Genomic DNA, 24,063 nt, shown 5'->3' on the forward strand with positions numbered 1-24,063 from the left:
CCCCGCCTGCCGTTCGCGTAGATAGACGTTCAGGATCTTCCCGATCGCGCCGACCACGTCCTGGCGCGAGATCGAGGGCCCGATCTTCTCGCCGAGCGCGGCGTCGTTGGACGAGCTGCCGCCCAGCATCAGCTGGTACCACTCTTCCTTGATCTCGTGCTTCTGGCCGTCGATCACGACCTTGCGGATCTTTTCCACGCCCAGGATGCCGATGTGGCCCACGCTGTGGTGGCCGCAGCCGTTCATGCAGCCGGACATCTTCACTTCGATCTCGCCCAGATCATAGACGTAGTCCAGGCTGTCGAAGCGCTCGTTGATTTCGGCAGCGACGCCGATCGAGCCGGCATTGGCCAGCGAGCAGAAATCCAGGCCCGGGCAGCAGATCATGTCGGTCAGGGTGCCGATGTTGGGCGTGGCCAGGTTCAGGCGTCGCAGTTCGCCCCACAGCCCATACAGATCGGCCTGTTTCACGTCGGCCAGCACCAGGTTCTGGTTGTGAGTGACACGCACCTCACCGAAGCTGTAGCGATCGGCGAGGTCCGCGATCGCATCCATCTGCTCGTGCGTGCAGTCGCCGGGCGGGATGCCCGGCGCCTTGAGCGACACGAACACGGCCTTGTAGCCTGGCGCTTTGTGCGCGCGCAGGTTGTGTTTCGCCCAGCTGGCGAAGGCCGGGATTTCCGCCAGCCGCTGCGCGAAGTTGCGGTCGTTGGCGGCGGCGGGATCGTAGGCCGGCGGCACGAAATGCGCCTGCATGGCCTTGAAGTCGTCCTCCACCAGCGTCAGGCCCGGCGCGCCCTTGATCCTGGCCCACTCGGCCTCGACCATCTGCGTGAACTTTTCCGCGCCCAGCGCCTTGACCAGGATCTTGATGCGCGCCTTGTGGATGTTGTCGCGCCGGCCGAGGCGGTTGTATACGCGCAGGATGGCCTCGAGGTAGGACAGCAGGTGCTCGCGCTCGAGCCAGTCGCGGATGCGCACCGACAGGATGGGGGTGCGGCCCAGCCCGCCGCCGACATAGATCGAAAAACCCAGTGCGCCCTTTTCGTTGCGCACCAGGCGCACGCCGATGTCGTGCGTCTGCATCGCCGCGCGCTCCTGCGCGGAGGCGCTGAAGGCGATCTTGAACTTGCGCGGCAGCCAGTTGAACTCCGGGTGGAAGGTGGACCACTGGCGCGTGATCTCGCAGTAGGGGCGCGGGTCCTCGATCTCGTCCGCGGCGACGCCGGCGAGGGGGTCCGTGGTGATGTTGCGGATGCAGTTGCCGCTGGTCTGGATGGCGTGCATCTCGACACTGGCGAGCTCCGCCAGGATGTCCGGCACGCGTTCCAGTTCCGGCCAGTTGTACTGGATGTTCTGGCGAGTGGAGAAATGGCCGTAGCCTTTGTCATAGGTGCGTGCGATATGCGCCAGCATGCGCAGCTGCTTGGAGGACAGCAGGCCATAGGGGATGGCCACGCGCAGCATGGGCGCGAAGCGCTGCACGTACAGCCCGTTGCGCAGGCGCAGGGCGCGGAACTCGTCCTCGCCCAGCTCACCGGCCAGGAAGCGCCGGGTCTGGTCGCGGAACTGCGCAACGCGCTCGTTGACCAGAGTCTGGTCGAAACTGTCGTAGCGATACATCGTGGACCTGGTTTACCGCCCTTGGGCGCCGTCAGTGCAAGCTTGCTGCAGACCGGTGCGGATCATCCGCGCGCAAGATACCGCTAAAGTCTTATAAGCAAAAGGAATTAATCTATCTAAGGATATGAAATTATAGCGGAATGCGCTCCTCAGGCCTACCAATGGCCGCCCGGCCCGGGGCTAGCGCCTGGCCAGCCGGCCGCTGATCTCGGCAAGGATCGCATCGCGTTCCTCGCGGGTGTGGGACTGGGCCGCCCGGTCGACCACGGCACGGGTCAGGTGCGGCGCGAAAATCTCTATGAAGTCATACATGTAGCCACGCAGGAACGTGCCGCGCCGAAAGCCGATGTGGGTCGTGCTGTGGCTGAACAGATGGCTGGCGTCCAGCGCCACCAGGTCGGCGTCCTCTTTTGGATCATAGGCCATGCTGGCCACGATACCGACGCCCAACCCGAGCCGCACATAGGTCTTGATGACGTCTGCATCCACCGCCGTCAGCACCACGTTGGGATGCAAGCCGCGGGCCTTGAAGGCCTGATCCAACTGCGAGCGACCGGTGAAACCGAAGGTGTAAGTCACGATCGGGTGTTCGGCGATGGCCGCGAGCGTCAGCTTGCCGGCGCGCGTCAACGGGTGCCCGGGCTTGACCAGCACGCTGCGGTTCCAGTGGTAGCAGGGGAGCATGATGAGCTCCTCGAAATGCTCCATCGCCTCGGTGGCGATGGCGAAATCCGCTTCGCCCTTGGCCGCCCACTGGGCGATCTGCGGCGGCGAGCCCTGGTGGATGTGCAGGGTGACGTTCGGGTACTTCTGCTTGAAGGCCTTGATGGTGGCGGGCAGGGCGTAGCGCGCCTGGGTGTGGGTGGTGGCCAGCGACAGCGATCCCCGGTCGGCTTGCTTGAACTCGCTGGCCACGTTACGGACGTTCTCGATGTCGCGCAGGATGCGCTCGGCGATCTCCAGAATGCGGGCGCCGGCCGGCGTGATCTCGGTCAGGTGTTTGCCGCTGCGGCTGAAGATCTGCACGCCCAGCTCCTCTTCCAGCAGCCGGATCTGCTTACTGATGCCGGGCTGCGAGGTGTGCAGCACTTCGGCGGCGGCGGTGATATTGAGGTTCTGGCTGGCAACGGCCTGTATGTATCGCAACTGGCGCAGTTTCATGGCTGCTCTTTTATGCGAAATCGTTATTAAAGTATAGACTTAAGTCTAAAGTTTACGCATAACGATCGAGCTATGCTCCGCAACGGGCCGTTGCGCTGCTGCGGTGTGAATATTGCTTCAAGGGCGCTATGCACTACCTGCCGGTTTTTCTCAAGATCCGTGACGGCGACTGTCTGGTGATCGGGGGCGGCGAGGTGGCGCTGCGCAAGATCCACCTGCTGCAGCGCGCCGGCGCGCGCATCACCGTCGTGGCTCCGGCGCTGTGCCCTGGCGTGCAAGCGCTGGTCGAGGATGGCGCCGTGCATCATTGGGCCGGGCCCTACGAGCCCGCGCTGCTCGATGGCCGGCAGCTCGTCATCGCCGCCACCGACGACCGCGCCCTGAACCGGCAGGTGTCGGAGGACTGCCGCGCGCGCCACGTCCCGGTCAACGTGGTGGACGACCCGGCGCTGTGCAGCTTCGTGACGCCGTCGATCGTCGATCGCTCGCCGGTGATCGTGGCGATCTCCAGCGGCGGCGCCGCGCCGGTGCTGTCGCGGCTGTTGCGCGCGCGGCTGGAGTCCAGCATTCCCGCGGCCTTCGGCCGGCTGGCGCTGTTGGCCGAGCGTTTCCGCGCGCGGGTCAAGCAGCAGCTGCCGCAGCCGCGCCAGCGGCTGCGCTTCTGGGAGCGCGTGTTCGGCGGCGGCATCGCCGAGCACGTGCTGGCCGGGCACGAGGCCGCGGCCGAACGCGAGCTGGAGGCGGCGCTGGCCGAGGCCGCGCGCGGCGCCGCGCTGCCGCCGCAGGGCGAGGTGTACCTGGTCGGCGGTGGACCTGGGGATCCGGATCTGCTCACTTTCCGTGCCTTGCGCCTGATGCAGCAGGCGGACGTGGTGCTGTACGACCGCCTGATCTCGCCGCGGGTGCTGGAGCTGGTGCGACGCGATGCCGAGATGATCGACGTCGGCAAGCAGCGCAGCCGGCACACCTTGCCGCAGGAAGACATCAACCAGCTGCTGGTGCGCCTCGCCCGCGAAGGCAAGCGCGTGTTGCGGCTGAAGGGCGGCGACCCCTTCATCTTCGGTCGCGGCGGCGAGGAGATCGAGCAGCTGACGTCAGCCGGCATCCCGTTCCAGGTCGTACCGGGCATCACCGCAGCCTCCGGCTGCGCATCGTATGCGGGCATTCCGCTGACGCATCGCGACTACGCGCAGTCCTGCCAGTTCGTCACTGGGCATCTGCAACAGGGCGGCGAGCTGAAGCTGAACTGGCGCTGCCTGGCCGAGCCCGGGCAGACGGTGGTGTTCTACATGGGACTGAACGCGATCGACATCATCTGTCGCGAACTGCAGACGCACGGCCTGCCCCCGACCCATCCGGCGGCGCTGGTGGAGGAAGGCACCACCCCGCGCCAGCGGGTGGTGATCGGTACGCTGGCCGATCTGCCCGAGCGGGTGCGCGCGGCCGGCGTCGGCGGGCCGAGCCTGATCATCGTCGGCGAAGTGGTCCGGCTTCACGCGCGGCTGCGCTGGTTCGAGGGTGCAGCGGGTTAGGTCTCACTCCGGGTCGGGCAGGTGGACGGGATCGCTCTGTGACTTCGGGGCTGCTGCCGCAGCCGCGTCGCGCGCTGCGGCCTTGCTTCTGGCGTCCGCGGCCTGGTGCAGCACGCGCTGCGGGTAAGGGATCTCGATGCCGTGTCGCGCGAATGCCGCCTCGATGGCCAGGTACATGTCGTTGGCCACCTGTAGCCGCTGCGTGAAGTTGCTCACCACCGCGTAGATCGCGAAATTGATGGCGCTGTCGCCGAAGCCTGTACAGAACACCGACGGCTGGGTCTGGCTGTTGTTGAGCACGTCGGGATGCGAGCTGGCGATATCGCGCAGAATGCGGCCGACCAGGCGCAGGTCGCTGCCGTAGGCGACGCCCACCTCGACCTTGACGCGTCCGTAGCTGTCGTTGCGCATCCAGTTGATGACGCGCCCGGAGATCAGATCCGAGTTGGGCACGATCACGCTGCGGCGGTCCAGGGTCTCGATCTCGGTGGAACGGATGCTGATACGCCGCACGTAGCCCTCGGTGTCGCCGACACTGACGAAGTCCCCGGTGGCGATCGGACGCTCGAACAGCAGGATCAAACCCGACACGAAGTTGTTGACGATGTTCTGCAGGCCGAAACCGATGCCGACCGAGAGCGCACCGGCAATGATCGCCAGCTTGGTCAGGTCGAGTCCGGCTGCCGACAGGGCGATCAGCACCGAGACGAGAAAGCCGGCATAGCCGAATACGGTGGCCGTGGCCTCGCGTCCGCCGCGGTCGAGGTTGCTGGCCGGCAGCCAGCGTTTCTCCAGCACCTCCTTCAGGCGGCTGAAGACCTGCAGCAGCAGCGCGAAGAGCAGCAGCGCGATGATGATGCGGCTGGGCGTGATGTACAGTCCGCCGACGCGAAAACCTCCATGGAAGGCGAGATACAGCTGCTGGAACAGGCTGTCGGGCACACCCCAGAGCTTCATCAGCAGCAGCGCATAGCCGGTCCACAGCCCCAGCACGAGCAGGATGCGCAGCGTCGAGAGCCCGGGAAACTTCTGCCCGTCGGCCAGACCCACGGCGCCGCGCAGCCAGCGCTGCCAGCCGAACTTGCCGCGGTCCAGTCCCAGCGCCAACTCGGCCAGCATGCGGTGCAGGATCCAGGCCAAGGCCGTCAGCAGCGCACTGCCGACAATGCCACGCAGCAGATAGGTGCTCAGCCCGCGATAGCCCAGCCATTCCGTCGCCAGGCTGGTGACCAGCAGCAGCGCCAGCAGGCCGCGCACGCGCCGGCTGGTTTTCTCCATGTCCGGCAGGCGGCCCAGCAGCCACACGAACCACAGCAGATTGAATACGAACAGAGTCAGCAGCAGCCCGCGCGCGAGCTGACGCTCGGCCACCGGCAGATGCAGAACCTGTAAGCTGGCGTAGTAAATCACGCCGACAAGACACAGCAGACCGAGCACACGTAGCCGGCGTGCCATGGCCTGCGCCAGCTCTTGCGGCAGCAGCAGCGGCGACGGCAGCTGGCGCAGCGGATGCAGCAGCACGCGCACGCCGAGCATGAAAGCGAGGAACGCGGTCAGGCTGTAGGTCACGTAGGCCCAGAAGCGGAAATCGTCGGGTTTCTCCGGCACCAGCAGGAAGAACACCGAGCCGGCCGCCGTGGCCAGCAGCCACGGCAGGTAGTAGGCCAGTGCCACGGTGAGGGACTGCAGCAGGATGCTGGTGAAGTCGTTGTCCGTGCGGTGGCCGGCGCGCCGCAGGAGCCAGCCGCGCAGCAGCCAGCCCGGCAGCATGGCCAGCAGCATGACACCGGCGAGCGCCAGCAGGCTGCGGACGCCCAGCGCCAGCAGGCCACGGTACTGGTCGAGCAGGCCCGCGGCGTAATCCAGCCAGGCCGAGGGATCCTGCAGATTGGTCGCGGTTACGCGCAGCAGGTCGGTGCCGGGCACGAACAGTTTCTGACGCAGGAACTCGCGTCGCCGCGCCTGGATTTCCTCCCCGATCGCCGATGCCTCTTCGAGCAGCACGCGGCAGGCGGCGAGCTCCGACTTGGCCTGCGCCTGCTGATGTTGAAGGCTCGCACGCTGCTCGCTGACCAGTCCGCTCTCGCCAGCCACCGGCTCACCGAGGCCGTCCAGCTCGGTTTCCAGCGCGAGCACGCGTTGCTCGAGGTCGCGCACGCATTTCTGCAGCCTTCCGGTCAGCCGTGTGGAATCCTCGGCCAGCGACTGCAGCCCGTCGTGGCGACCGGCGTTGGCCTTGAGCAGGGCGCGCAGGGTGCTGACGCTTTCCTCATAGACCGGCAGCTCCTCCGCCGACTGCGCGTCAGCCTGCGGCAGCCCGCTGCCGCACAGAGCGAACAGCAGGCACAGGCGGGCGATGATGGCGCGCGCGCGTTGGCGCATGCAGATTCTCCGGGGCTCGGTGACGATGCGCCGCAGGATAGCATCCGCGCCGCGCGCTGGTTAAGCTCTGCGCGCCTGACCACGGGACTGCCATGTCGAAAACCTCCCTGCACTGCGGCCTTGCGCTTCTGTGCGCCACCATCATGCCGGTCACCGTCGCCGATACACGGCCGGAGAATGCTGCGTCCGCCGTGTATGGCGGCCTGCCACGCACGCAGGGCTTTGCGCTGCACACCTGGACGCGCGTCCTGGAGAACCGCGGTTTCACCGTTGGCTATTCGGAATGGCGTCGCAACCCGCTCTGGGTGGCCTACCATGCGCGCCCGCTGCAGCGACGGCGCCCTTACCGGCGGCCCGAGTCCTTCGAGGTCGATCGCAGGACGCTGGCACGCGTCGCACCGCAGGATTACGCGCGCAGCGGTTATCAGCGCGGCCACCTCGCGCCGAGCTGGCTGATCGCGCAGCTCTACGGCTGGCAGGCCCAGCGCGAAACCTTCCTGATGAGCAACATCACGCCGCAGCGGCCCGGACTGAACCAGAAACTCTGGCAGCGGCTCGAGGAGGCGGAGTCGGACCGCTTCGCGCGCTGGTTCGAGGGTGTCTGGGTCATCACCGGACCGGTGTTCGGTCAGCCGCTACGTCGCCTGCGCTCCGGCGTTGCCATCCCCGAGGCCTTCTTCCGGATATACGTGGACGAGGATGCCGCAGGACACCCGCGTGTGCTGGCCTTCCTGGTGCCTCAGGATGTCAGCGGAGACGAGGCGCTGGATCGCTTCTTGACGACCGTGGACGTCATCGAGTCGCGCACCGGGCTCGATTTTCTGCCGGCGCTGGAAGATGGCCTGGAGGCGCAGTTGGAGTCAGCGCCGCCCGACACCGCGCATTGGCGCCTGCACGAGATCTGCTGCTTGCCGCCCCGGTACTGAGGAACCTCGGATCAAATCCCGCGCGAGGCACACCGCGCCATCACGGGCATTGGGAAGCCTTCTTCGAAGCGGCTAGGCCCGGTGAGCCGAGGAGACGCGCTGGTCCAGGTCACGGCTGCGCAGGCGCTTCTGGATGCTGCGCTGGATGCCGGCGGCATCGAGGCCGAGATCGGCCAGCAGCTCTTCACGGCCGCCATGCTCGACGAACTGGTCCGGCAGTCCCAGGTTGAGTACGGCGACGGTGTCGTGCTGCGCCAGCAGTACCTCGTTGACGGCGCTGCCGGCGCCGCCCATCACCACGTTGTCCTCGACCGTGACGATCAAGTCGTTCTCGTTGGCCATGTCCAGGATCATGGCCTCGTCCAGCGGCTTGATGAAGCGCATGTCCACTACGCTGGCGTCCAGGATCTCGGCGGCATCCAGGGCCGGTTTCACCAGCGCGCCAAAGGCGAGGATGGCAACGCGCGGCTGGCGGCGGCCGATGGCCTGACGGACGATGCGCGCCTTGCCCAGGGCCAGCGGTTTCGGATTGGGTTCGATCTCCACCCCCAGGCCACTGCCGCGCGGGTAGCGCACGGCGCTTGGCTGCTTGAGCGCCAGACCGGTGGTCAGCATGCGGCGACACTCGTTCTCGTCCGAGGGCGCCATGACCACCAGGTTCGGCAGGCAGCGCAAGAAGCTGAGGTCGAAAGCGCCGTGGTGGGTCGCGCCGTCGGGACCGACCAGTCCGCCGCGGTCGAGCGCGAACAACACCGGCAGATTCTGCACAGCGACGTCGTGGATCAACTGGTCGTAACCGCGCTGCAGGAAAGTGGAATAAATCGCCACGACCGGCTTCAGACCTTCGGCTGCGAGCCCGGCGCCGAGCGTGACGGCATGCTGCTCGGCAATGGCGACATCGAAGTAACGGTCCGGGAAGCGGCGCGCGAACTCGACCAGGCCGGAGCCCTCGCGCATGGCTGGCGTGATGCCGACCACCAGCGGGTCCTTCGCGGCCGCCTCGCACAGCCATTCGCCGAAGATTTCCGTGTAGCTCTTGCAGCCGCCGGATTTCTTCGGCATCTCGCCGGTCACGGGGTCGAAGCTGGTGACGCCGTGGTACTTGATCGGCTCGCGCTCGGCGGGCTCGAAGCCCTTACCCTTGATCGTGGCCACGTGCAGCAGGCAGGGGCCACGGTGATCCTTGAGCGCTTCGAACACCTCGATCAGCGTGGGCAGGTCGTGGCCGTCGAAGGGCCCGTAGTAACGGATGCCCAGGGTCTCGAAGAAGGCGCCGTCGGCGACGCCGAGGGCAGGGGTTTCACCCAGCGGGCGCTGCTCCAGCCGCCACTGCGCCGGCCGCTCGGCGACGGCCGCGCCGGTGGCGTCGGGCCGCCGGTAATCGCGGCCGGCCAGCACCCGCGCTGCATGGTCGCGCAGCGCGCCGACGTTTTCCGAGATCGACATGTCGTTGTCGTTGTAGACGATGATCACATCGAGCCCGAGACGGCCGATGTGGTTGAGTGCCTCGAAGGCCATGCCCGCAGTCATGCCACCGTCGCCGATCACGGCGACTACGCGACGCCTCTCCTTCTTGTGCCGCACCGCCAGGGCAATGCCGGCGGCGGCCGATAGCGAAGTGCTGGAGTGCCCGGCACCGAAGACGTCGTAGGCGCTTTCCTGGCGCGATGTGAACGGCGCCAGCCCGCCCTTGCGACGGATCGTCTCCAGCTGCGCGCGGCGACCGGTCAGGATCTTGTGCGGATAGGCTTGGTGCCCGACATCCCAGATCAGGCGGTCGTTGGGCGTATCGAACACGTAATGCAATGCCAAGGTGAGCTCGACGGTGCCGAGGTTGGCGGCGAAATGGCCGCCGACGCGGGCCAGGGTCTCGATCAGGTAGCGACGCAGCTCGGCGGCGAGCGGCTCGAGTCTGTCTTGAGGCAAGCGGCGCAGGTCACCCGGCTGGTTGATGTTGCCGAGCAGTTCGTAGCTGGGTGACAGGGTCATGCGCGGCGCTGCCTTCGGGGTCGCGGGAAAAGTATTCAATTATCCGCCGCATGGCAGTGAGCGGCAAGCCATGTTTGGCGCAGAGCGCTTCACGAGCCGCGCTGCACGATGTAACCGGCCAGCCAGCGTAAGGCATCGGCACGCGCGCCTAGCGGCCCCAGTGCCTCGATGGCCTCGTCGGCCAGCTGGCGGCAGCGCGCCTTGGCCGCTGCCATGCCGGCCACGGCCGGGTAGCTGGGTTTGTGCTGCTGCCGGTCTTTGCCCTGGGTCTTGCCGAGGGTTTCGGTATCGGCCTCTTCGTCGAGGATGTCGTCCTGGATCTGGAAGGCCAGGCCAATGGCCTGGCCGTAGTGATCGAGACCGTCGCGCCAGGCTGCCTCGAGTCGGTTAGCGGCCTGCACCGCCAGCATGACACTGGCCTGGATCAGGGCGCCGGTCTTGAGTCGGTGCATGCGCTCGACTTCGGCCACGGACAGGCGCCGGCCGATCGCGGCCAGGTCGATCGACTGCCCGCCGGCCATGCCCAGCGAACCGCAGGCTTCGGAAAGCTGCCGGATCATGGCGACGCGCTGGGTATCGGATACCTGCAGCGACGAGTCGTGGGCCAGTACACGAAAGGCCAGGGCTTGCAGCGCATCGCCGGCCAGGATGGCCTCCGCTTCGCCGAAGGCCTTGTGGCAGGTCGGCCGGCCGCGGCGCAGATCGTCGTTGTCCATGGCCGGCAGATCGTCGTGCACCAGCGAGTAGGCGTGGATCATCTCGACTGCTGCAGCGATACCGTCCAGCCTTGCGGGCTCGATATCGAGCGTTTCCCCGGTCGCGTAGATCAGGGTCGGACGCAGGCGCTTGCCGCCCCCCAGCACGGCATAGCGCATGGCCTGGTGCAGGCGCCTGGGCTCGCAGCCGACCGGCGGCAGCCAGGCGTCGAGCGCCTGCTCGACACGCGCAAGATACGCGGGTAGACGATCTGCGAAGGGCACGGTGGCGGCCCGCCTACTGGCCGTTGTTCTCGCCGTCGAAGTCTTCGAGGGCGGTGTCGCCGTTCTTCTGCACCAGCTGCTGCACGCGCAGCTCCGCCTGCTTGAGCTGCTGCTGGCAGGCGCGCGCCAGCTGGATGCCGCGCTCGAACTGCTTCATCGATTCCTCGAGCGGCAGTTCGCCGGACTCCAGGCGCTCGACCAGGGCCTCGAGCTCGGCCATGGCTTTCTCGAACTCGCTGACCCGGCTTTTTTTGTCGCTCATGGGATGAGGGGTATGTGAGTTGTTGCGCATTTTACCGCAGGCCCGTGGTCTTGATTATCCGGGCCCGCATCCAGTACCGTGCCTCTCTTCGTGCACTTCGTGCAGGACTGCGATTGTGTCCGCGATCGCACCCCATTATTGAAGTGCGACTCATTCCAGGATGCCATGGCTAAAACCTACGACGCGGCCGCAATTGAAGTCCTGAGCGGTCTCGACCCGGTGCGCAAGCGCCCGGGCATGTACACCGACACCCAGCGTCCCAATCACCTGGCACACGAGGTGATCGACAACAGCGTGGACGAGGCCATCGCCGGCTACGCGAAGCACATTTCCGTCACGGTGCACAAGGACGGCTCGATGACCGTCGAGGACGATGGCCGTGGCATGCCGGTGGACCTGCACCCGCAGCTCAAGAAGCCCGGTGTCGAGGTGATCCTGTGTACGCTGCATGCCGGCGGCAAGTTCTCGGATGAGAACTACCAGTTCTCCGGCGGCTTGCATGGCGTGGGCGTGTCGGTAGTCAATGCCCTGTCCAGGCATCTCGAAGTCTGGGTCAAGCGCGGCGGCAAGGAATACAACATGTCCTTTGCCCACGGCGAGCCGAAGTCGAAGCTCGAAGTGGTGGGCGAGGTCGGCCAGCGCAACACCGGCACCACGTTGCGTTTCTGGCCGGACCCGAAATATTTCGACAGCCCCAGGTTCTCCATCCCCAAGCTCAAGCACGTGCTGCGCGCCAAGGCCGTGCTATGCCCGGGCCTGCGCGTGCGGTTCATGGACGAGGCCAGCGGGGAGAGAGCCGAGTGGTACTACGAGGATGGCCTGCGTGATTACCTGATGGAGTCTCTGCAGGGCTTGGATCTGCTGCCACGCGAACCCTTCGTGGGACGCATGCAAAGCGAGCGTGAGCAGGTCGAGTGGGCCGTGATCTGGTTGACGGACACCGGTGAGCCGGTCACCGAAAGCTACGTCAATCTCATTCCGACCGAGCAGGGCGGCACGCACGTCAATGGCCTGCGCTCGGGCCTGACCGATGCTTTGCGCGAGTACTGCGAGTTTCGCAACCTCCTGCCGCGCGGGATCAAGCTCGCACCCGAAGACGTCTGGGAGCGGCTGGCCTATGTGCTGTCGTTCAAGATGCACGACCCGCAGTTCGCCGGCCAGACCAAGGAGCGCCTCGGCTCACGCGAGGCGGCCGCCTTCGTCTCCGGCGTCGTGAAGGACGCCTTCAGCCTGTGGCTCAACCAGAACGCGCAGATCGGCGACGCCATCGCCCAGTTCGCCATCAGCAACGCACAGCGCCGGTTGCGCGCCGACAAGAAGGTGGTACGCAAGAAAGTAACCAGCGGGCCGGCGCTGCCGGGCAAGCTGGCCGACTGTGCCTCGCAGGATCTGTCACGCACGGAACTGTTTCTGGTGGAAGGCGACTCGGCCGGCGGGTCGGCCAAGCAAGCGCGCGACCGGGAATTCCAGGCGATCCTGCCGCTGCGCGGCAAGATCCTGAATGCCTGGGAGGTGGCCCACGACGAAGTGCTGGCCTCCCAGGAAATCCACGATATCGCGGTGGCCATCGGCATCGAGCCCGGCAGTCAGAATCTGGACGGCCTGCGCTACGGCAAGATCTGCATCCTGGCCGACGCCGATTCCGACGGCGCCCACATCGCCACGTTGTTGTGCGCCCTGTTCGTGCGTCATTTTCCGGCACTGGTGCAGAAGGGCCACGTGTTCGTCGCGATGCCGCCGCTGTTCCGCATCGACGTGGGCAAGGACGTGTACTACGCGCTGGACGAAGACGAGAAAAAAGGCGTACTCGATCGTATCAGCGCCGAGGGCAAGAAGGGCAGAGTGACGGTGACACGCTTCAAAGGGCTGGGCGAGATGAACCCGATGCAGCTCCGTGAGACCACCATGGCCCCTGACACGCGTCGGCTCGTGCAGCTGACGCTGGAAGCCGGCGACGATACGCACACATTGATGGACATGCTGCTGGCGAAGAAGCGGGCCGCCGACCGTAAAGAGTGGCTGGAAACGAAGGGCGACCTCGCCGAGGTATAGACATGCAGGACACCACTATCGAACGCCTGCCGCTCGGCAAATTCACCGAGAAGGCCTACCTCGATTACTCGATGTACGTCATCCTCGACCGTGCGTTGCCGCATATCGGCGACGGGCTCAAGCCGGTACAGCGCCGCATCGTGTATGCGATGAGCGAGCTGGGCCTGTCCGCGGCCTCCAAGCACAAGAAATCGGCGCGCACCGTGGGCGACGTGCTCGGCAAGTATCATCCGCACGGCGATTCGGCCTGCTACGAGGCGATGGTGCTGATGGCGCAGCCGTTCAGCTACCGCTACCCGCTGATAGACGGGCAGGGCAACTGGGGCTCACAGGACGACCCCAAGTCCTTCGCCGCCATGCGCTATACCGAGGCACGGCTGACGACCTACGCCCAGGTACTGCTGAGCGAGCTGGACCAGGGCACCGCAGACTGGGTGCCGAACTTCGACGGCACGCTGGAGGAGCCCAAGGTCCTGCCGGCGCGCTTGCCCAACGTGCTGCTCAACGGCACCACCGGGATTGCCGTGGGCATGGCCACCGACATCCCGCCACACAACCTGCGCGAGGTCGCGGGCGCCTGCGTGGAGCTGCTGGAAAACCCGGACGCGAGCCTGCGCGAGCTGATGAAGCACGTGAAGGGGCCGGACTTCCCGACCGACGCCGAGATCATCACCCCGCGTTCCGAGATCATGCAGATGTACAGGGACGGGACGGGTTCGCTGCGCATGCGCGCGAAGTGGGAGAAGGAAGACGACGACATCGTCATCACCGCGCTGCCGTATCAGGTATCCGGCGCCAGGGTGTTGGAGCAGATCGCCGCGCAGATGCAGGCCAAGAAGCTGCCGATGGTGGAGGACCTGCGCGACGAATCCGACCACGAGAACCCGACGCGCCTGGTGATCACGCCGCGCTCGAACCGTGTGGACGTGGACGAGCTGATGAAGCACCTGTTCGCCACCACCGACCTGGAGCGGACCTACCGCGTCAACCTGAACCTGATCGGGCTCAACGGGCGGCCGCAGGTCAAGGGACTCAAGGCGCTGCTCCTGGAGTGGCTCGAGTTCCGCAAGGCCACGGTGAAGAAGCGCCTGCAGTGGCGCCTGGACAAAGTGCAGGCGCGCTTGCACATCCTGGAAGGCCTGCTGATCGCCTACCTCAACATCGACGAGGTGATCCGCATCATCCGCCGCGAGGACGAACCCAAACCCGTGCTGATGAAGCGCTTCAAGCTCAGCGATGCCCAGGCCGAGGCCATCCTGGAACTCAAGCTGCGCCACCTGGCCAGGCTCGAAGAGATGAAGATCCGCGGCGAGCAGGGCGAGCTGTCGCAGGAAAAGGACTTCCTGGAGAAAACCCTCGGTTCCAGCGCGAAGCTGAAGAAGCTGATCGGCGAGGAGATCCGCGCGGATGCGGAGAAATACGGTGACAAGCGCCGTTCGCCCATCGTCGAGCGGGAGGCCGCCGAGGCCATGGACGAAACCGCGCTGATCCCGACCGAGCCGGTGACCGTGGTGCTGTCGAAAATGGGCTGGGTCCGCGCCGCCAAGGGCCACGACATCGATCCCGCCGGCCTGTCGTACAAGGCCGGCGACGAGTTCCTGCAGGCGGCGAAGGGGCGCAGCAACCAGCAGGCGATCTTCCTGGACAGCACCGGCCGCAGCTATACGCTGCCGGCGCATACGTTGCCCTCGGCGCGCGGGCAGGGCGAGCCGCTCACCGGCCGGCTGGCACCGCCGCCCGGCGCGAGCTTCGCGGGCGTGATCGTGAGCGGCGGTGGCGAGGAACGTTGCCTGGTGGCCAGCCGCGCCGGCTACGGCTTCGTGTGCCGGGTGGAGGAAATGCTGTCGAACAAGAAGGCCGGCAAGAGCCTATTGAACGTGCCGAAAGGCAGCGGCGTGTTGCCGCCGGTGCCGTTGCCGGCCGGCGCCGGCAACCCGCATGTGGTCGCGGTCAGCAGCGCGGGGCGCATGCTGATCTTCCCGGTGGCGGAACTGCCGGAGCTGGCGCGCGGCAAGGGTAACAAGATCATGCAGCTGCGCGGCGACGAGACCCTCTGCGCCTGGTGCGTGCTGCCGGAAGGCATGGCCCTGAAGCTGTACAGCGGGCAGCGTCACATGACGGTCAAGTGGGCGGACCTGGCGCTTTATCACGGCGCGCGCGCCCAGCGTGGCCACGTGCTGCCACAGGGTTACCGGCGCGTGCATCACGCCGAGCCGGAGTCAGGCTAGACTGGTGCATCGGCGGGCTTGAAACTCCGTCCGGTCGCCCGCATCTAAGGGCCAGCGGTTGGAAATAACCCGTAAGGAGAGGACTCCATGAAGCGTGTGTTTCTGTTCTTGGCCACCAATCTGGCGGTCATCGTGGTACTCAGCCTGGTGGCCTCGCTGCTGGGCGTGAACCAGTGGCTGACGGCACAGGGTCTCAACTACCAGGCCTTGCTGGGTTTTGCTGCAGTGTTCGGCTTCGGCGGCGCCTTCATCTCGCTGGCGATCTCCAAGCCCATGGCCAAGTGGACCATGCGCGTGCAGGTGATCGAGCAGCCGCGCAATTCCGCCGAGGCCTGGCTGCTGCAGACGGTGCAGCGGCAGGCCCGCCAGGCAGGCATCGGCATGCCCGAGGTCGGCATCTTCCAGTCCCCCGATCCCAACGCCTTCGCCACCGGCATGTCGCGCAACAACGCGCTGGTGGCGGTCAGCACCGGCCTGCTGGAGAACATGAGCCAGGACGAGGTCGAGGCCGTGTTGGGCCACGAGATCAGTCACGTCGCCAACGGCGACATGGTGACGCTGACCCTCATTCAGGGTGTGGTCAACACCTTCGTGATCTTCATGGCGCGCGTGATCGGCTACATCATCGACCGTGCCGTGTTCAAGAACGAGCGCGGGGTCGGCGTCGGCTACATGCTGACCGTGCTGGTGCTGGAGATCGTGTTCGGTATCCTGGCCAGCATGATCGTCGCCTGGTTCTCGCGCCAGCGTGAGTTCCGCGCCGACGCGGGTGGCGCGCGGCTGGCGGGCGCCAACAAGATGATCAGCGCGCTCGAGCGGCTGAAGGCAGTGCATATGCCCTCGCAGCTGCCGCAGCAGATGCAGGCCTTCGGCATCAATGGCGGCATGAGTGGCGGCCTGCGCGCCCTGTTCATGACTCATCCGCCCCTGGATCAGCGTATCGAGGCCCTGCGCAGCGGCACCTACGCCCGCGCATAACCGCGGTCCCACAGGCAGTACAGGGGCCGGCGCGCGTGGTACGCGCGCCGGCTTTATTGCGGTCGTCAGGCCGTTTGTTGCGCCTGGGCGCTGGGCTCGGGCGTGAACTCGCCCTCGATGAAATGTACGCCCAGGGTCCAGAGCATGGCCATGGTCTGGGCATCGGTGACCTGTTTGGCGACGATGCGCACGCCCTTGTGGCGCGCCTGCTTGAGCGTCTCGCTGACCCGCTCGCTGGCCTTGGGGTTGACCAGCGCCTTGATCGCGGCCGCATCCAGCCGTACGAAGTCCACCGGCAGCTGTTCTATCAGCTGCGACGCCTGGGGGGAGGCACCGAAACGACTGATCGCGGTCCGGATCCTGAGCTTCTTCAGATCGCCGAACAGCTGTTTGGCCTGGGCCATGTGATCCAGCAGGCCGGTTTCGCTCAAGGTCAGGAACAAACCGTCCGGCCGCACCGGGTAGCCCTTGAGTGCCTTAAGCAGCCAGGGCAGGAATTTGTCGGTGCTGGTGATGGTGCTGTCGGACAGCCGGACGAACAGGCCATATTCCTGGTCGGAGCGCTGACGCGAGCCCATGGTCAGCAGCGCCTGGGTCACGACCCACTGGTCGATCTGTAGCATCAGGCCGTGGCGCTCGGCGATCGGCACGAACTCCGTGGCATGAACTTCCTCGCCCTTGTCGTCGAGCATGCGCACGAGGGCATCGAAGTAGTGACTGGATTCGCCTTCCAGATTGACGATGGTCTTGTAGACGAGGCGGAAGCGGTTCTGCTCCAGTGCGGCCTTGATGCGAGCCAGCCAGAGCTTTTCCTGCTGTTGCGTGCCGGCCAGCATGGGCTCGGTTTCAACATAGACCCCGCTGCCCTGGCGGCTCTGCAGGCTGATGATCTGCTGGCGTGCGTCGCGCAGAGTCTGCTGCGTATCGGAATGCCAGGCCAGCGGCAGTGCGGCGACGCTGACGGTCAGTGAGGCAGGCTGCGTCTTGTCGCCGAACACCTGCTTGCCGACGGCAGCCTGCAGGGCTTTGGCAGCCTGTTCCACCTCCTCCAGGTCTTTCCGCCCGCGACTCAGCACCACGAATTCACCGGCCGAGAATCGGAAGCCCTGGTCGCCGGGGCCGCAGGACTGCAACATGAACACGGCCAGTTCGTTGAAGACCTTGTCGGCATAGTCGAAGCCCAGGCGCTGTTCCAGCCGCTCCATGTTATCGACCCGCACGAACAGCAAAGCCGGCACGCCGGTCTGCTGGCCTGCGGTCTTGAGGGCCTCGTCCAGCGCGCCGTAGAGCGCCTGCCGGCCAGTGCTGCCGGAAAAAGCGGTGGCTACGGGTGCGGCGGCGACCGGTGCTGCCGCCGGCTTGGCAGCGGGCTGCTCGACGAATGCCAGCACCTCGATGCAGTTCTCATCGTCGATCTGGGTTGGCGTGAAGCGCAGGCTCAGGGGGAAGTGGCTGCCGTCGATGTTGAGGCCGCGGAACAGCAGCGGCGCCTTGTCGGGTTGTCCGCGGGCCACCTGACGCAGGTGTTGCTTGAGTTTCGGCCGGTCCTCGAGGTGGATCAGGTCCATCAGCGGCAGGCCTTCGACCGACTTGATGTCGGAGAACCCGAACAATTTGGCGTACGCGGGGTTGACCCGGATATGGATGCCTTCCTGCACGTAGGCCAGTGCCTCGGGGCTGTCCTGGAGCAGGCTTTCGTGGCGGGTCTCGGCCTGTTGCAGCCGGTTGTTGATCTCCTGCAGCTTGCGCAGCAGCTGGACGTGCTCCGCCTCGCGCAACACTACGGCCTGCAGGTGCTCCATCTGCTGCAGCGAGACGAGGTCGCGGGCGCCGGCGCACAGTGCCTGTGTGGTGCGGCCGACGTCGATGACGTCGTTCATCGCCACCACCAGGACGTGCCGCCGCTGCGCACGGCAGCGTTCGATCACGTCCTTGAGCCGGGCCTTGGGCAGGTTTTCACTGGCGCACAGAACCAGATCCGCCTGTGACAGCAGCGGATCGAGCTGGTCAAGTTCGCAGACCCAGTCGGCATGCACGCCATGGCCCGCATTTCGCAAATGGCTGCCAACCCGCTCTGCATCGTTGGGCGAGCCGGTGACGACCACCAGGCGTATCTGCATGCTTGCCGCCAATTCGGGCCTCCTGGCTCAATCGTACCTGCCGGCCATGGTCTCCCTGCACCTTACCACGCGACCGGCAGCTTGTTCGGTTCGCCTGCCTGTTCCTGCACCAGGCGGGGTACCAGATAGCCGGGCAGGCGCGCTGCCAGCGCGCGCATGATCCCGACCGCGCGGTCTTCAGCCACGTCGAAGTGCGCGGCGCCGCGCACCCGGTCGAGCAGGTGCAGATAGTAGGGCATTACCCGGCAGTCGAAAAGCCGTTCACTCAGTTCCGCAAGTATCCGCGCGTCATCATTGATACCGCGCAATAAAACCGACTGGTTGAGCAGGGTAATGCCGCTATCCGCCAGGCGCCGGAAGGCGCCGGCGACGGCAGCGTCGATTTCCTGCGCATGGTTGACGTGCACGACCAGCACGCGCTGGAGACGGCCGCGCGCCAGCCAGGCCAGCAGCGCCTCGTCGACCCGTTCCGGTACGACCACCGGCAGGCGCGTATGTACCCGCAGTCGGCGCAGATGGGGTATCCCGTCCAGCGCTTGCGCGAGATCGGCCAGCCGCCGGTCGGACAGCGACAGGGGGTCGCCGCCGGACAGGATGACCTCCTCCAGACTGGGATCCGAGGCGAGCGTATCCAGCGCCGCGCGCCAGCCGTGGCGTGAGGCATTGATTTGCTCGTACGGAAAGTGACGCCGGAAGCAGTAACGACAGTGCACGGCGCAGGCGCCGGTGGCGATCAACAGCGCGCGTCCCCGGTATTTGTGCACGACGCCGCCAGTGCGGATGGCGGCCAGGTCGCCGACGGCGTCCGTGGCATAGCCGGGCGCCTCGTCGAGTTCGCGGCGCAGCGGCAGCACCTGTTGCAGCAGTGGATCGTTGCGGTCGCGCTTGCGCATGCGGGCGACGAATCCCCGCGGCACCCGCAGCGGGAAGCCACTGGTCGCGGTCACCCGGTCGAGTTCCTCGTCCAGTTCAAGCAGCTGCAGCAGCTCGGCGGGGTCGCTAATGGCGTCGCGCAGCACCGCCTGCCAGGCGGCAGGCTGCAGCGGCGAAAGGGTCTGGGGTATCATTACGCGCCTTTTCGGGTCCTGCGTGCCAGTGTGCGCGCAAGGCTGCCGGAATTGTAGCCCATTGCCACTTGCCATCGGCCGGATTACCACCATGACGACCTACAGCACCAACCAGTTCCGCGCGGGCCTCAAGATCATCCTCGACGGCGATCCCTACACCATCGTCGAAAACGAATTCGTCAAGCCGGGCAAGGGCCAGGCCTTCAACCGCGTCAAGGTGCGCAACCTCAAGACCGGCCGCGTAATCGAGCGTACCTTCAAGTCCGGCGACTCGGTGGAGGGCGCCGACGTGATGGACGTGGAGATGCAGTATCTCTACGCCGATGGCCAGTTCTGGCACTTCATGGACCCGCAGAGTTTCGAGCAGCTGCAGGCCGACAAGACGGCGGTCGGCGATGCCGACATCTGGCTCAAGGAGCAGGACATGTGCACGATCACGCTGTGGAACGGCGTGCCGTTGCAGGTCACGCCGCCGAATTTCGTCGAACTCAAGATCGTCGAAACCGATCCCGGCGTACGGGGCGACACCTCCGGCGGCGGCGGCAAGCCGGCCAAGCTCGAGACCGGCGCCGTGGTGCGCGTGCCGCTGTTCGTGCAGCAGGGTGAGGTCATCAAGGTGGACACCCGCAGCGGCGAGTATCTCTCGCGCGTGTCCAAGTAAAAGCAAAGATTGGGCAGGATTTACGGGATAAAAGTCTTTCTGTTTCAGGAAGAAGCCGCGCCCGCTGATCCTGTTTGCCCTGCTATCCTGTCCACGAATCTTTTCGATTCATGAGCTGGCGGCCGTCAGCGACGCTCGAAACGCTGCAGGCGCGCGCCGCCCTGGTGGCGCGGATCCGCGCTTACTTTGCGCAGCAGGGCGTGCTCGAGGTGGATACGCCCATGCTGTCGGTGGCGGGTACGGTGGATCCGAACATCGACAGCTGGGCCGCGGATTCCGCCGCTTACGGGCGGCGATGGCTGCACACCTCCCCGGAATTCCCGATGAAGCGGCTGCTGGCCGCAGGCAGCGGGCCGATCTACCAGATCTGCCACGTGTTCCGCGACGGCGAGCGGGGTCGGCTGCACAATCCCGAGTTCACGCTGCTGGAATGGTATCGGCCGGGTTTCGACCCTCATCGGCTGATGGACGACATCGAGGCCCTGCTCGCCGCGACGCTGCCGGCGCCCCCGGCCGCGGCCGAGCGCATCTGCTATCGCGACGCCGTGCGCCGGGAAAGCGGCATCGATCCCTTCGCCACCGGCGCGGCGAGCCTGCGCCGGGGCCTGGCCGACCTCGGCGTGCGGGAGCCGGCAGGCCTGTCGGCGGCGCAGGCCGCGGACACCGATTTCTGGCTCGACCTGCTGATGGGCGAGGTGGTGGGGCCGAGGCTGGGTCGGGAGCGACCCTGCTTTATATATGACTATCCGGCCAGCCAGGCCGCGCTGGCGCGCATCCGGGACGGCGGCCCGCCGGTGGCCGAGCGCTTCGAGCTGTACTGGCAGGGCATCGAGCTGGCGAACGGCTTTCACGAACTGGGCGACCCCGCAGTGCAGCGCCGACGCTTCGAGGCCGACCGGAGCCGGCGCCTGGCGCGCGGCCAGCCGACGCCGCCGCTCGACCAAAAACTGCTGGCTGCGCTCGAGGCGGGCCTGCCGGACTGCGCCGGCGTGGCGCTCGGGCTGGATCGCCTGCTGATGCTCAGCCTGGGCTTGCCGACGGTGGCCGAAACCCTGGCCTTTTCCTTCGACCGCGCCTGATTTGGGCCGGGGCGGGCGCCAGCCGTAGCCGCCGTAACAGGCGCTAGCGGCCCAGGACGCGCCCGATCGCCTGGCCCATGCGCACGGGCGTATCCGTGCCCAGTTCGCGGGCCCATTCCACCGCGCGCGGCCCGAACAGCAGAATCACGGTCGAACCCATGTTGAAGCGGCCGAGTTCTGCACCGCGGGCCAGTGTGACCGCATGGCGGCCGGTGTCGGGATACACCGTGACATCGACGGCCTTGCGCGGCGGCGGTGTGATCTCGCCGGCCCAGACGGTTTCGATCGAGCCGACGAACAGCGCGCCGACCATCACCAGGGCCATCGGACCGGCAGCCGTATCGAACAGGCAGGCCACGCGCTCGTTGCGTGCGAACAGGCCCGGCAACGCGCGGGTGGTGGCCGGATTCACGCTGAACAGCCGGCCCGGCACATAGACCATTTCACGCAGGCGGCAGTCCAGCGGGGCGTGGATGCGGTGATAGTTGTAGGGCGCAAGATAAATGGTCGCGAAGCTGCCGTTGAGAAAGGGCGCGGCGCGCTGCACGTCGCCGCCGAGCAGCGTCGTGGCGTCGAAGGACTGGCCCTTGGCCTGGAAGATGCGACCGTATTCGACCCGCCCCAGCTGGTAAACGCGACCGTCCACCGGTGAAATCGGCACGCCGGGATCCGCCGGCAGCGGACGCGCGCCGGGTTGCAGGGCGCGGGTGAAGAAGTCGTTGAAGCTGCGGAACTGCGTCGGGTCCCTGATCTCAGCCTCGTCGAGACTGATGCCGAACCCCGCCATGAAGCGGCGGATCACCAGGTTTTTCAACCAGCCGATTTCCAGGCGCATGAACCAGTGCACCACGCGCGACAGCAGATGCGTGGGCAGGCAGCGCTGCAGGGCGACGAACAACCGGTCGCCGGGACTGGCGCCGTCTTGGGCGGGGGTCTGCATGGTGACGGATTCAGTGGCTGTGATGGGATTCGGATTCGGCGACGCCGGCGCGGCGCACCGGGGCTTCGACGAAGGTCTTGCCCTCGCCGCACTGCAGCCGGAGGTGCACCGTGTCTCCCGGCCGCAGGCGCTGGTCGGGTTTGTACAGCATGACATGGTCGCCGCCGGGCTCCAGGGCCACGCGGCCGTGCGCCGGCACGGCCAGCGTGGGCAGCGGTTCCATGCGCATGCGGTCGCCCTCGAACCACATGCGATGGAACTCGGCGCGGGCGAATGCCGGCGCGGCGACGCCGGTCAGGATCAGTTCGCGGCCGCCGTCATTGACCAGGGTCATGTAGGCAGCCTGCACCTCGGCACCCGGCGGCGCCTCCCGAACCCAGGGGTCCTCCACGCGCAGTCCGGCGCATTCCGGCACCACGGCGGCGCAATTCATTCCGAACAGCAGGCAGGCAATCTCGTTGACCATCCGTATGGCTAGCTCCGTAGCAGGCGGCGCAGGTCATCCACGATCGATGCGGCGCGCAGCGGTGGTGAGAAATAGGCCACGGCCTGGGCCTGCGGATTCAGCAGCACCAGCGCCCCGCTGTGTTCGACCGTGTAATCGCCAGCCTGGCCGACCGGCACATAGGTGTAGGGCATGTACAGACTGCCGGTGAGTTTTCGCAGCTCGGGCTCCGGGCCGGTGACGCCGAGGAAGGCCGGGTCGAAGTATTCGACGTAGCTTTTCAGCGCCGCAGGGCTGTCGTGCCGCGGGTCCACCGAAACGAACACCACCTGCAGCCCGTCGGCGGCCGGATGGTCTTCCTGGCGCAGCGCAGCGCTGACCGCCTGCAGCAGGCCCAGCGTGTTGGGGCAGATGTCGGGGCAGCGGGTGAAGCCGAAGAACAGCAGGCTCCAGTGTCCGCGCAGCTGTTCGGGCCCGAAGGCCCGCCCCTGGTGGTCGGTCAGGGTGAATGCGGGCAGGCTGCGCGGCTGCGGCAGCACGGTGGCGGCCTGCGCGTCGGGCAGGCGGCTGCTTGCCAGCCGCGATTGCTGCCAGGACCACAGCAGCACGCCGAGGATGAGCGAGGCCGCGGCAAAGCCGATGACGAGCAACACCTTGTTCATGGCGGCGGATTATCGCACAGGGGGCAGCGCCCCCGAGACCTGTACAATCGGCTCATGCCCGACACCGCCCGGCTGGCCCGTGAACTGCGCAGCGCGCGCGACCTCATCACCTGGGGCGCGAGGGAACTGGCACGTGCCGGCCTGCACTACGGCCACGGTACCGACAATGCCGAGGACGAAGCCATCCAGCTGGTGCTGCATGCGGCTGGCCTCGGCTACGACGCCAGCGACGCCGCGCTGGCGGCCGAGCTGCCGGAGGGCGCGCGCCGCCAGGCCATCGAGCTCATCGAGCGCCGCATCCGCGAGCGCAAGCCGGCGCCGTATCTCACTGGCATCGCCCACTACGGTGGCCTGAGCTTCGAGGTGGACGAGCGGGTGCTGATCCCGCGCTCCTCCATCCTCGAGCTGATCGAGGCGGGCTTCCATCCCTGGCTGACCGAGCAGGAGCCGGCGCGCATGCTGGATCTGTGCACCGGCAGCGGCTGCCTGGCGATCCTGTCTGCACTGGCCTTCCCGCATGCACGGGTGGATGCCACGGACATCTCCGAAGACGCGCTGGCAGTGGCGGCGGCCAATGTGCGACGGCATGGCCTGACCGATCGCGTGCAGCTGTACCGGGCCGACGTCTACGACGGCCTGCCGCCGGCGCAGTACGACCTGATCATCAGCAATCCGCCTTATGTGGGCGCGGACGAGATGGCGACGCTGCCGCCGGAGTACCGCCACGAGCCGCGCATCGCGCTTGAAGCGCCGGAGGAGGGGCTGGCGATCGTCCGGCGCATCCTCGAAGGCGCACTTGAACGCCTCACCGACAACGGCCTGCTGGTGGTCGAAGTCGGCAACAGCGAGGGCCCGGCCTACGAGCGCTGGCCGGACCTGCCGCTCACCTGGGTGGATTTCGAGCGCAGCGAGGGTGGGGTGTTTATAATCGGCGCCCAGGACTTGAAGCAATGGACAGGCTAGAGAGGATTCTCAG

19 protein-coding genes are annotated in these 24,063 nt (G+C 66.6%); 8 read left to right on the forward strand and 11 right to left on the reverse strand.

Annotation, left to right across the window (positions count from 1 at the left end):
- A partial coding sequence (locus tag VNJ47_13575) for a nitrite/sulfite reductase (protein HXG29864.1) occupies positions 1–1,623 on the reverse strand: 1,623 nt, incomplete at its 3' end.
- 180 nt (positions 1,624–1,803) lie between these two features.
- Positions 1,804–2,784 (reverse strand): HTH-type transcriptional regulator CysB, encoded by a 981-nt coding sequence (gene cysB / locus VNJ47_13580; protein ID HXG29865.1) that lies wholly within the window; start codon positions 2,782–2,784, stop codon positions 1,804–1,806.
- A gap of 128 nt (positions 2,785–2,912) precedes the next feature.
- Between cysB and cysG the strand changes: the two genes are divergently transcribed.
- The gene (cysG, locus tag VNJ47_13585; GenBank protein ID HXG29866.1) at positions 2,913–4,316 is read left to right on the forward strand and encodes a siroheme synthase CysG; all 1,404 of its coding nucleotides are present in this window, start codon (positions 2,913–2,915) and stop codon (positions 4,314–4,316) included.
- A 3-nt stretch (positions 4,317–4,319) separates the two neighbouring features.
- Here the strand turns inward: cysG and VNJ47_13590 are convergent, their stop codons facing one another.
- Entirely contained in the window at positions 4,320–6,698 is a 2,379-nt protein-coding gene (locus tag VNJ47_13590; GenBank protein HXG29867.1) for a mechanosensitive ion channel domain-containing protein, read from the reverse strand.
- Between the two features lie 92 nt (positions 6,699–6,790).
- On the opposite strand from VNJ47_13590, the gene VNJ47_13595 reads away from it, so the two are divergent.
- Positions 6,791–7,624 carry a DNA/RNA non-specific endonuclease gene (locus tag VNJ47_13595; protein ID HXG29868.1) on the forward strand — a complete coding sequence of 278 codons (834 nt, stop codon included), beginning with the start codon at positions 6,791–6,793 and terminating at the stop codon, positions 7,622–7,624.
- Positions 7,625–7,696: 72 nt separating this feature from the next.
- Here the strand turns inward: VNJ47_13595 and dxs are convergent, their stop codons facing one another.
- From dxs to xseB, 3 genes are all read right to left on the reverse strand, one after another.
- The gene (gene dxs, locus VNJ47_13600; protein HXG29869.1) at positions 7,697–9,613 is read right to left on the reverse strand and encodes a 1-deoxy-D-xylulose-5-phosphate synthase; all 1,917 of its coding nucleotides are present in this window, start codon (positions 9,611–9,613) and stop codon (positions 7,697–7,699) included.
- A gap of 89 nt (positions 9,614–9,702) precedes the next feature.
- Positions 9,703–10,593, reverse strand: a complete 891-nt coding sequence (locus tag VNJ47_13605; GenBank protein HXG29870.1) for a farnesyl diphosphate synthase — start codon at positions 10,591–10,593, stop codon at positions 9,703–9,705.
- Positions 10,594–10,606: 13 nt separating this feature from the next.
- Entirely contained in the window at positions 10,607–10,855 is a 249-nt protein-coding gene (gene xseB, locus VNJ47_13610) for an exodeoxyribonuclease VII small subunit (GenBank protein ID HXG29871.1), read from the reverse strand.
- A 165-nt stretch (positions 10,856–11,020) separates the two neighbouring features.
- Between xseB and parE the strand changes: the two genes are divergently transcribed.
- The 3 genes from parE (at position 11,021) to htpX (ending at position 16,113) form a co-directional block, all read left to right on the forward strand.
- On the forward strand, positions 11,021–12,907 hold the full coding sequence (gene parE / locus VNJ47_13615; protein ID HXG29872.1) for a DNA topoisomerase IV subunit B: 1,887 nt from the start codon (positions 11,021–11,023) through the stop codon (positions 12,905–12,907).
- A 2-nt stretch (positions 12,908–12,909) separates the two neighbouring features.
- Entirely contained in the window at positions 12,910–15,135 is a 2,226-nt protein-coding gene (parC, locus tag VNJ47_13620) for a DNA topoisomerase IV subunit A (protein ID HXG29873.1), read from the forward strand.
- A gap of 87 nt (positions 15,136–15,222) precedes the next feature.
- Positions 15,223–16,113 (forward strand): protease HtpX, encoded by an 891-nt coding sequence (gene htpX / locus VNJ47_13625; GenBank protein ID HXG29874.1) that lies wholly within the window; start codon positions 15,223–15,225, stop codon positions 16,111–16,113.
- 65 nt (positions 16,114–16,178) lie between these two features.
- Here the strand turns inward: htpX and VNJ47_13630 are convergent, their stop codons facing one another.
- Positions 16,179–18,233, reverse strand: coding sequence for an EAL domain-containing protein (locus VNJ47_13630; GenBank protein HXG29875.1), 2,055 nt, complete (start codon positions 18,231–18,233; stop codon positions 16,179–16,181).
- 62 nt (positions 18,234–18,295) lie between these two features.
- The gene (epmB, locus tag VNJ47_13635) at positions 18,296–19,300 is read right to left on the reverse strand and encodes an EF-P beta-lysylation protein EpmB (GenBank protein HXG29876.1); all 1,005 of its coding nucleotides are present in this window, start codon (positions 19,298–19,300) and stop codon (positions 18,296–18,298) included.
- A gap of 91 nt (positions 19,301–19,391) precedes the next feature.
- On the opposite strand from epmB, the gene efp reads away from it, so the two are divergent.
- Together efp and epmA are read left to right on the forward strand one after the other, a co-directional pair.
- Positions 19,392–19,961 (forward strand): elongation factor P, encoded by a 570-nt coding sequence (gene efp, locus VNJ47_13640; protein HXG29877.1) that lies wholly within the window; start codon positions 19,392–19,394, stop codon positions 19,959–19,961.
- A gap of 110 nt (positions 19,962–20,071) precedes the next feature.
- Positions 20,072–21,040: an EF-P lysine aminoacylase EpmA gene (gene epmA / locus VNJ47_13645; GenBank protein HXG29878.1), complete on the forward strand. Its 969-nt coding sequence runs from the start codon at positions 20,072–20,074 to the stop codon at positions 21,038–21,040.
- A gap of 43 nt (positions 21,041–21,083) precedes the next feature.
- Here epmA and asd read toward each other — a convergent pair whose 3' ends face one another.
- From asd to VNJ47_13660, 3 genes are read right to left on the reverse strand one after another with little or no spacing between them, the layout of a single operon-like run.
- The gene (gene asd, locus VNJ47_13650; protein HXG29879.1) at positions 21,084–21,980 is read right to left on the reverse strand and encodes an archaetidylserine decarboxylase; all 897 of its coding nucleotides are present in this window, start codon (positions 21,978–21,980) and stop codon (positions 21,084–21,086) included.
- 10 nt (positions 21,981–21,990) lie between these two features.
- Entirely contained in the window at positions 21,991–22,446 is a 456-nt protein-coding gene (locus VNJ47_13655; GenBank protein ID HXG29880.1) for a copper chaperone PCu(A)C, read from the reverse strand.
- 8 nt (positions 22,447–22,454) lie between these two features.
- Positions 22,455–23,087, reverse strand: coding sequence for an SCO family protein (locus VNJ47_13660; protein HXG29881.1), 633 nt, complete (start codon positions 23,085–23,087; stop codon positions 22,455–22,457).
- A gap of 54 nt (positions 23,088–23,141) precedes the next feature.
- On the opposite strand from VNJ47_13660, the gene prmB reads away from it, so the two are divergent.
- Complete coding sequence (prmB, locus tag VNJ47_13665) at positions 23,142–24,050, forward strand: 50S ribosomal protein L3 N(5)-glutamine methyltransferase (protein ID HXG29882.1); 909 nt, start codon at positions 23,142–23,144, stop codon at positions 24,048–24,050.
- Positions 24,051–24,063 lie beyond the last annotated feature (13 nt).

This window comes from Nevskiales bacterium (assembly GCA_035574475.1).
Taxonomy (GTDB): domain Bacteria; phylum Pseudomonadota; class Gammaproteobacteria; order Nevskiales; family DATLYR01; genus DATLYR01.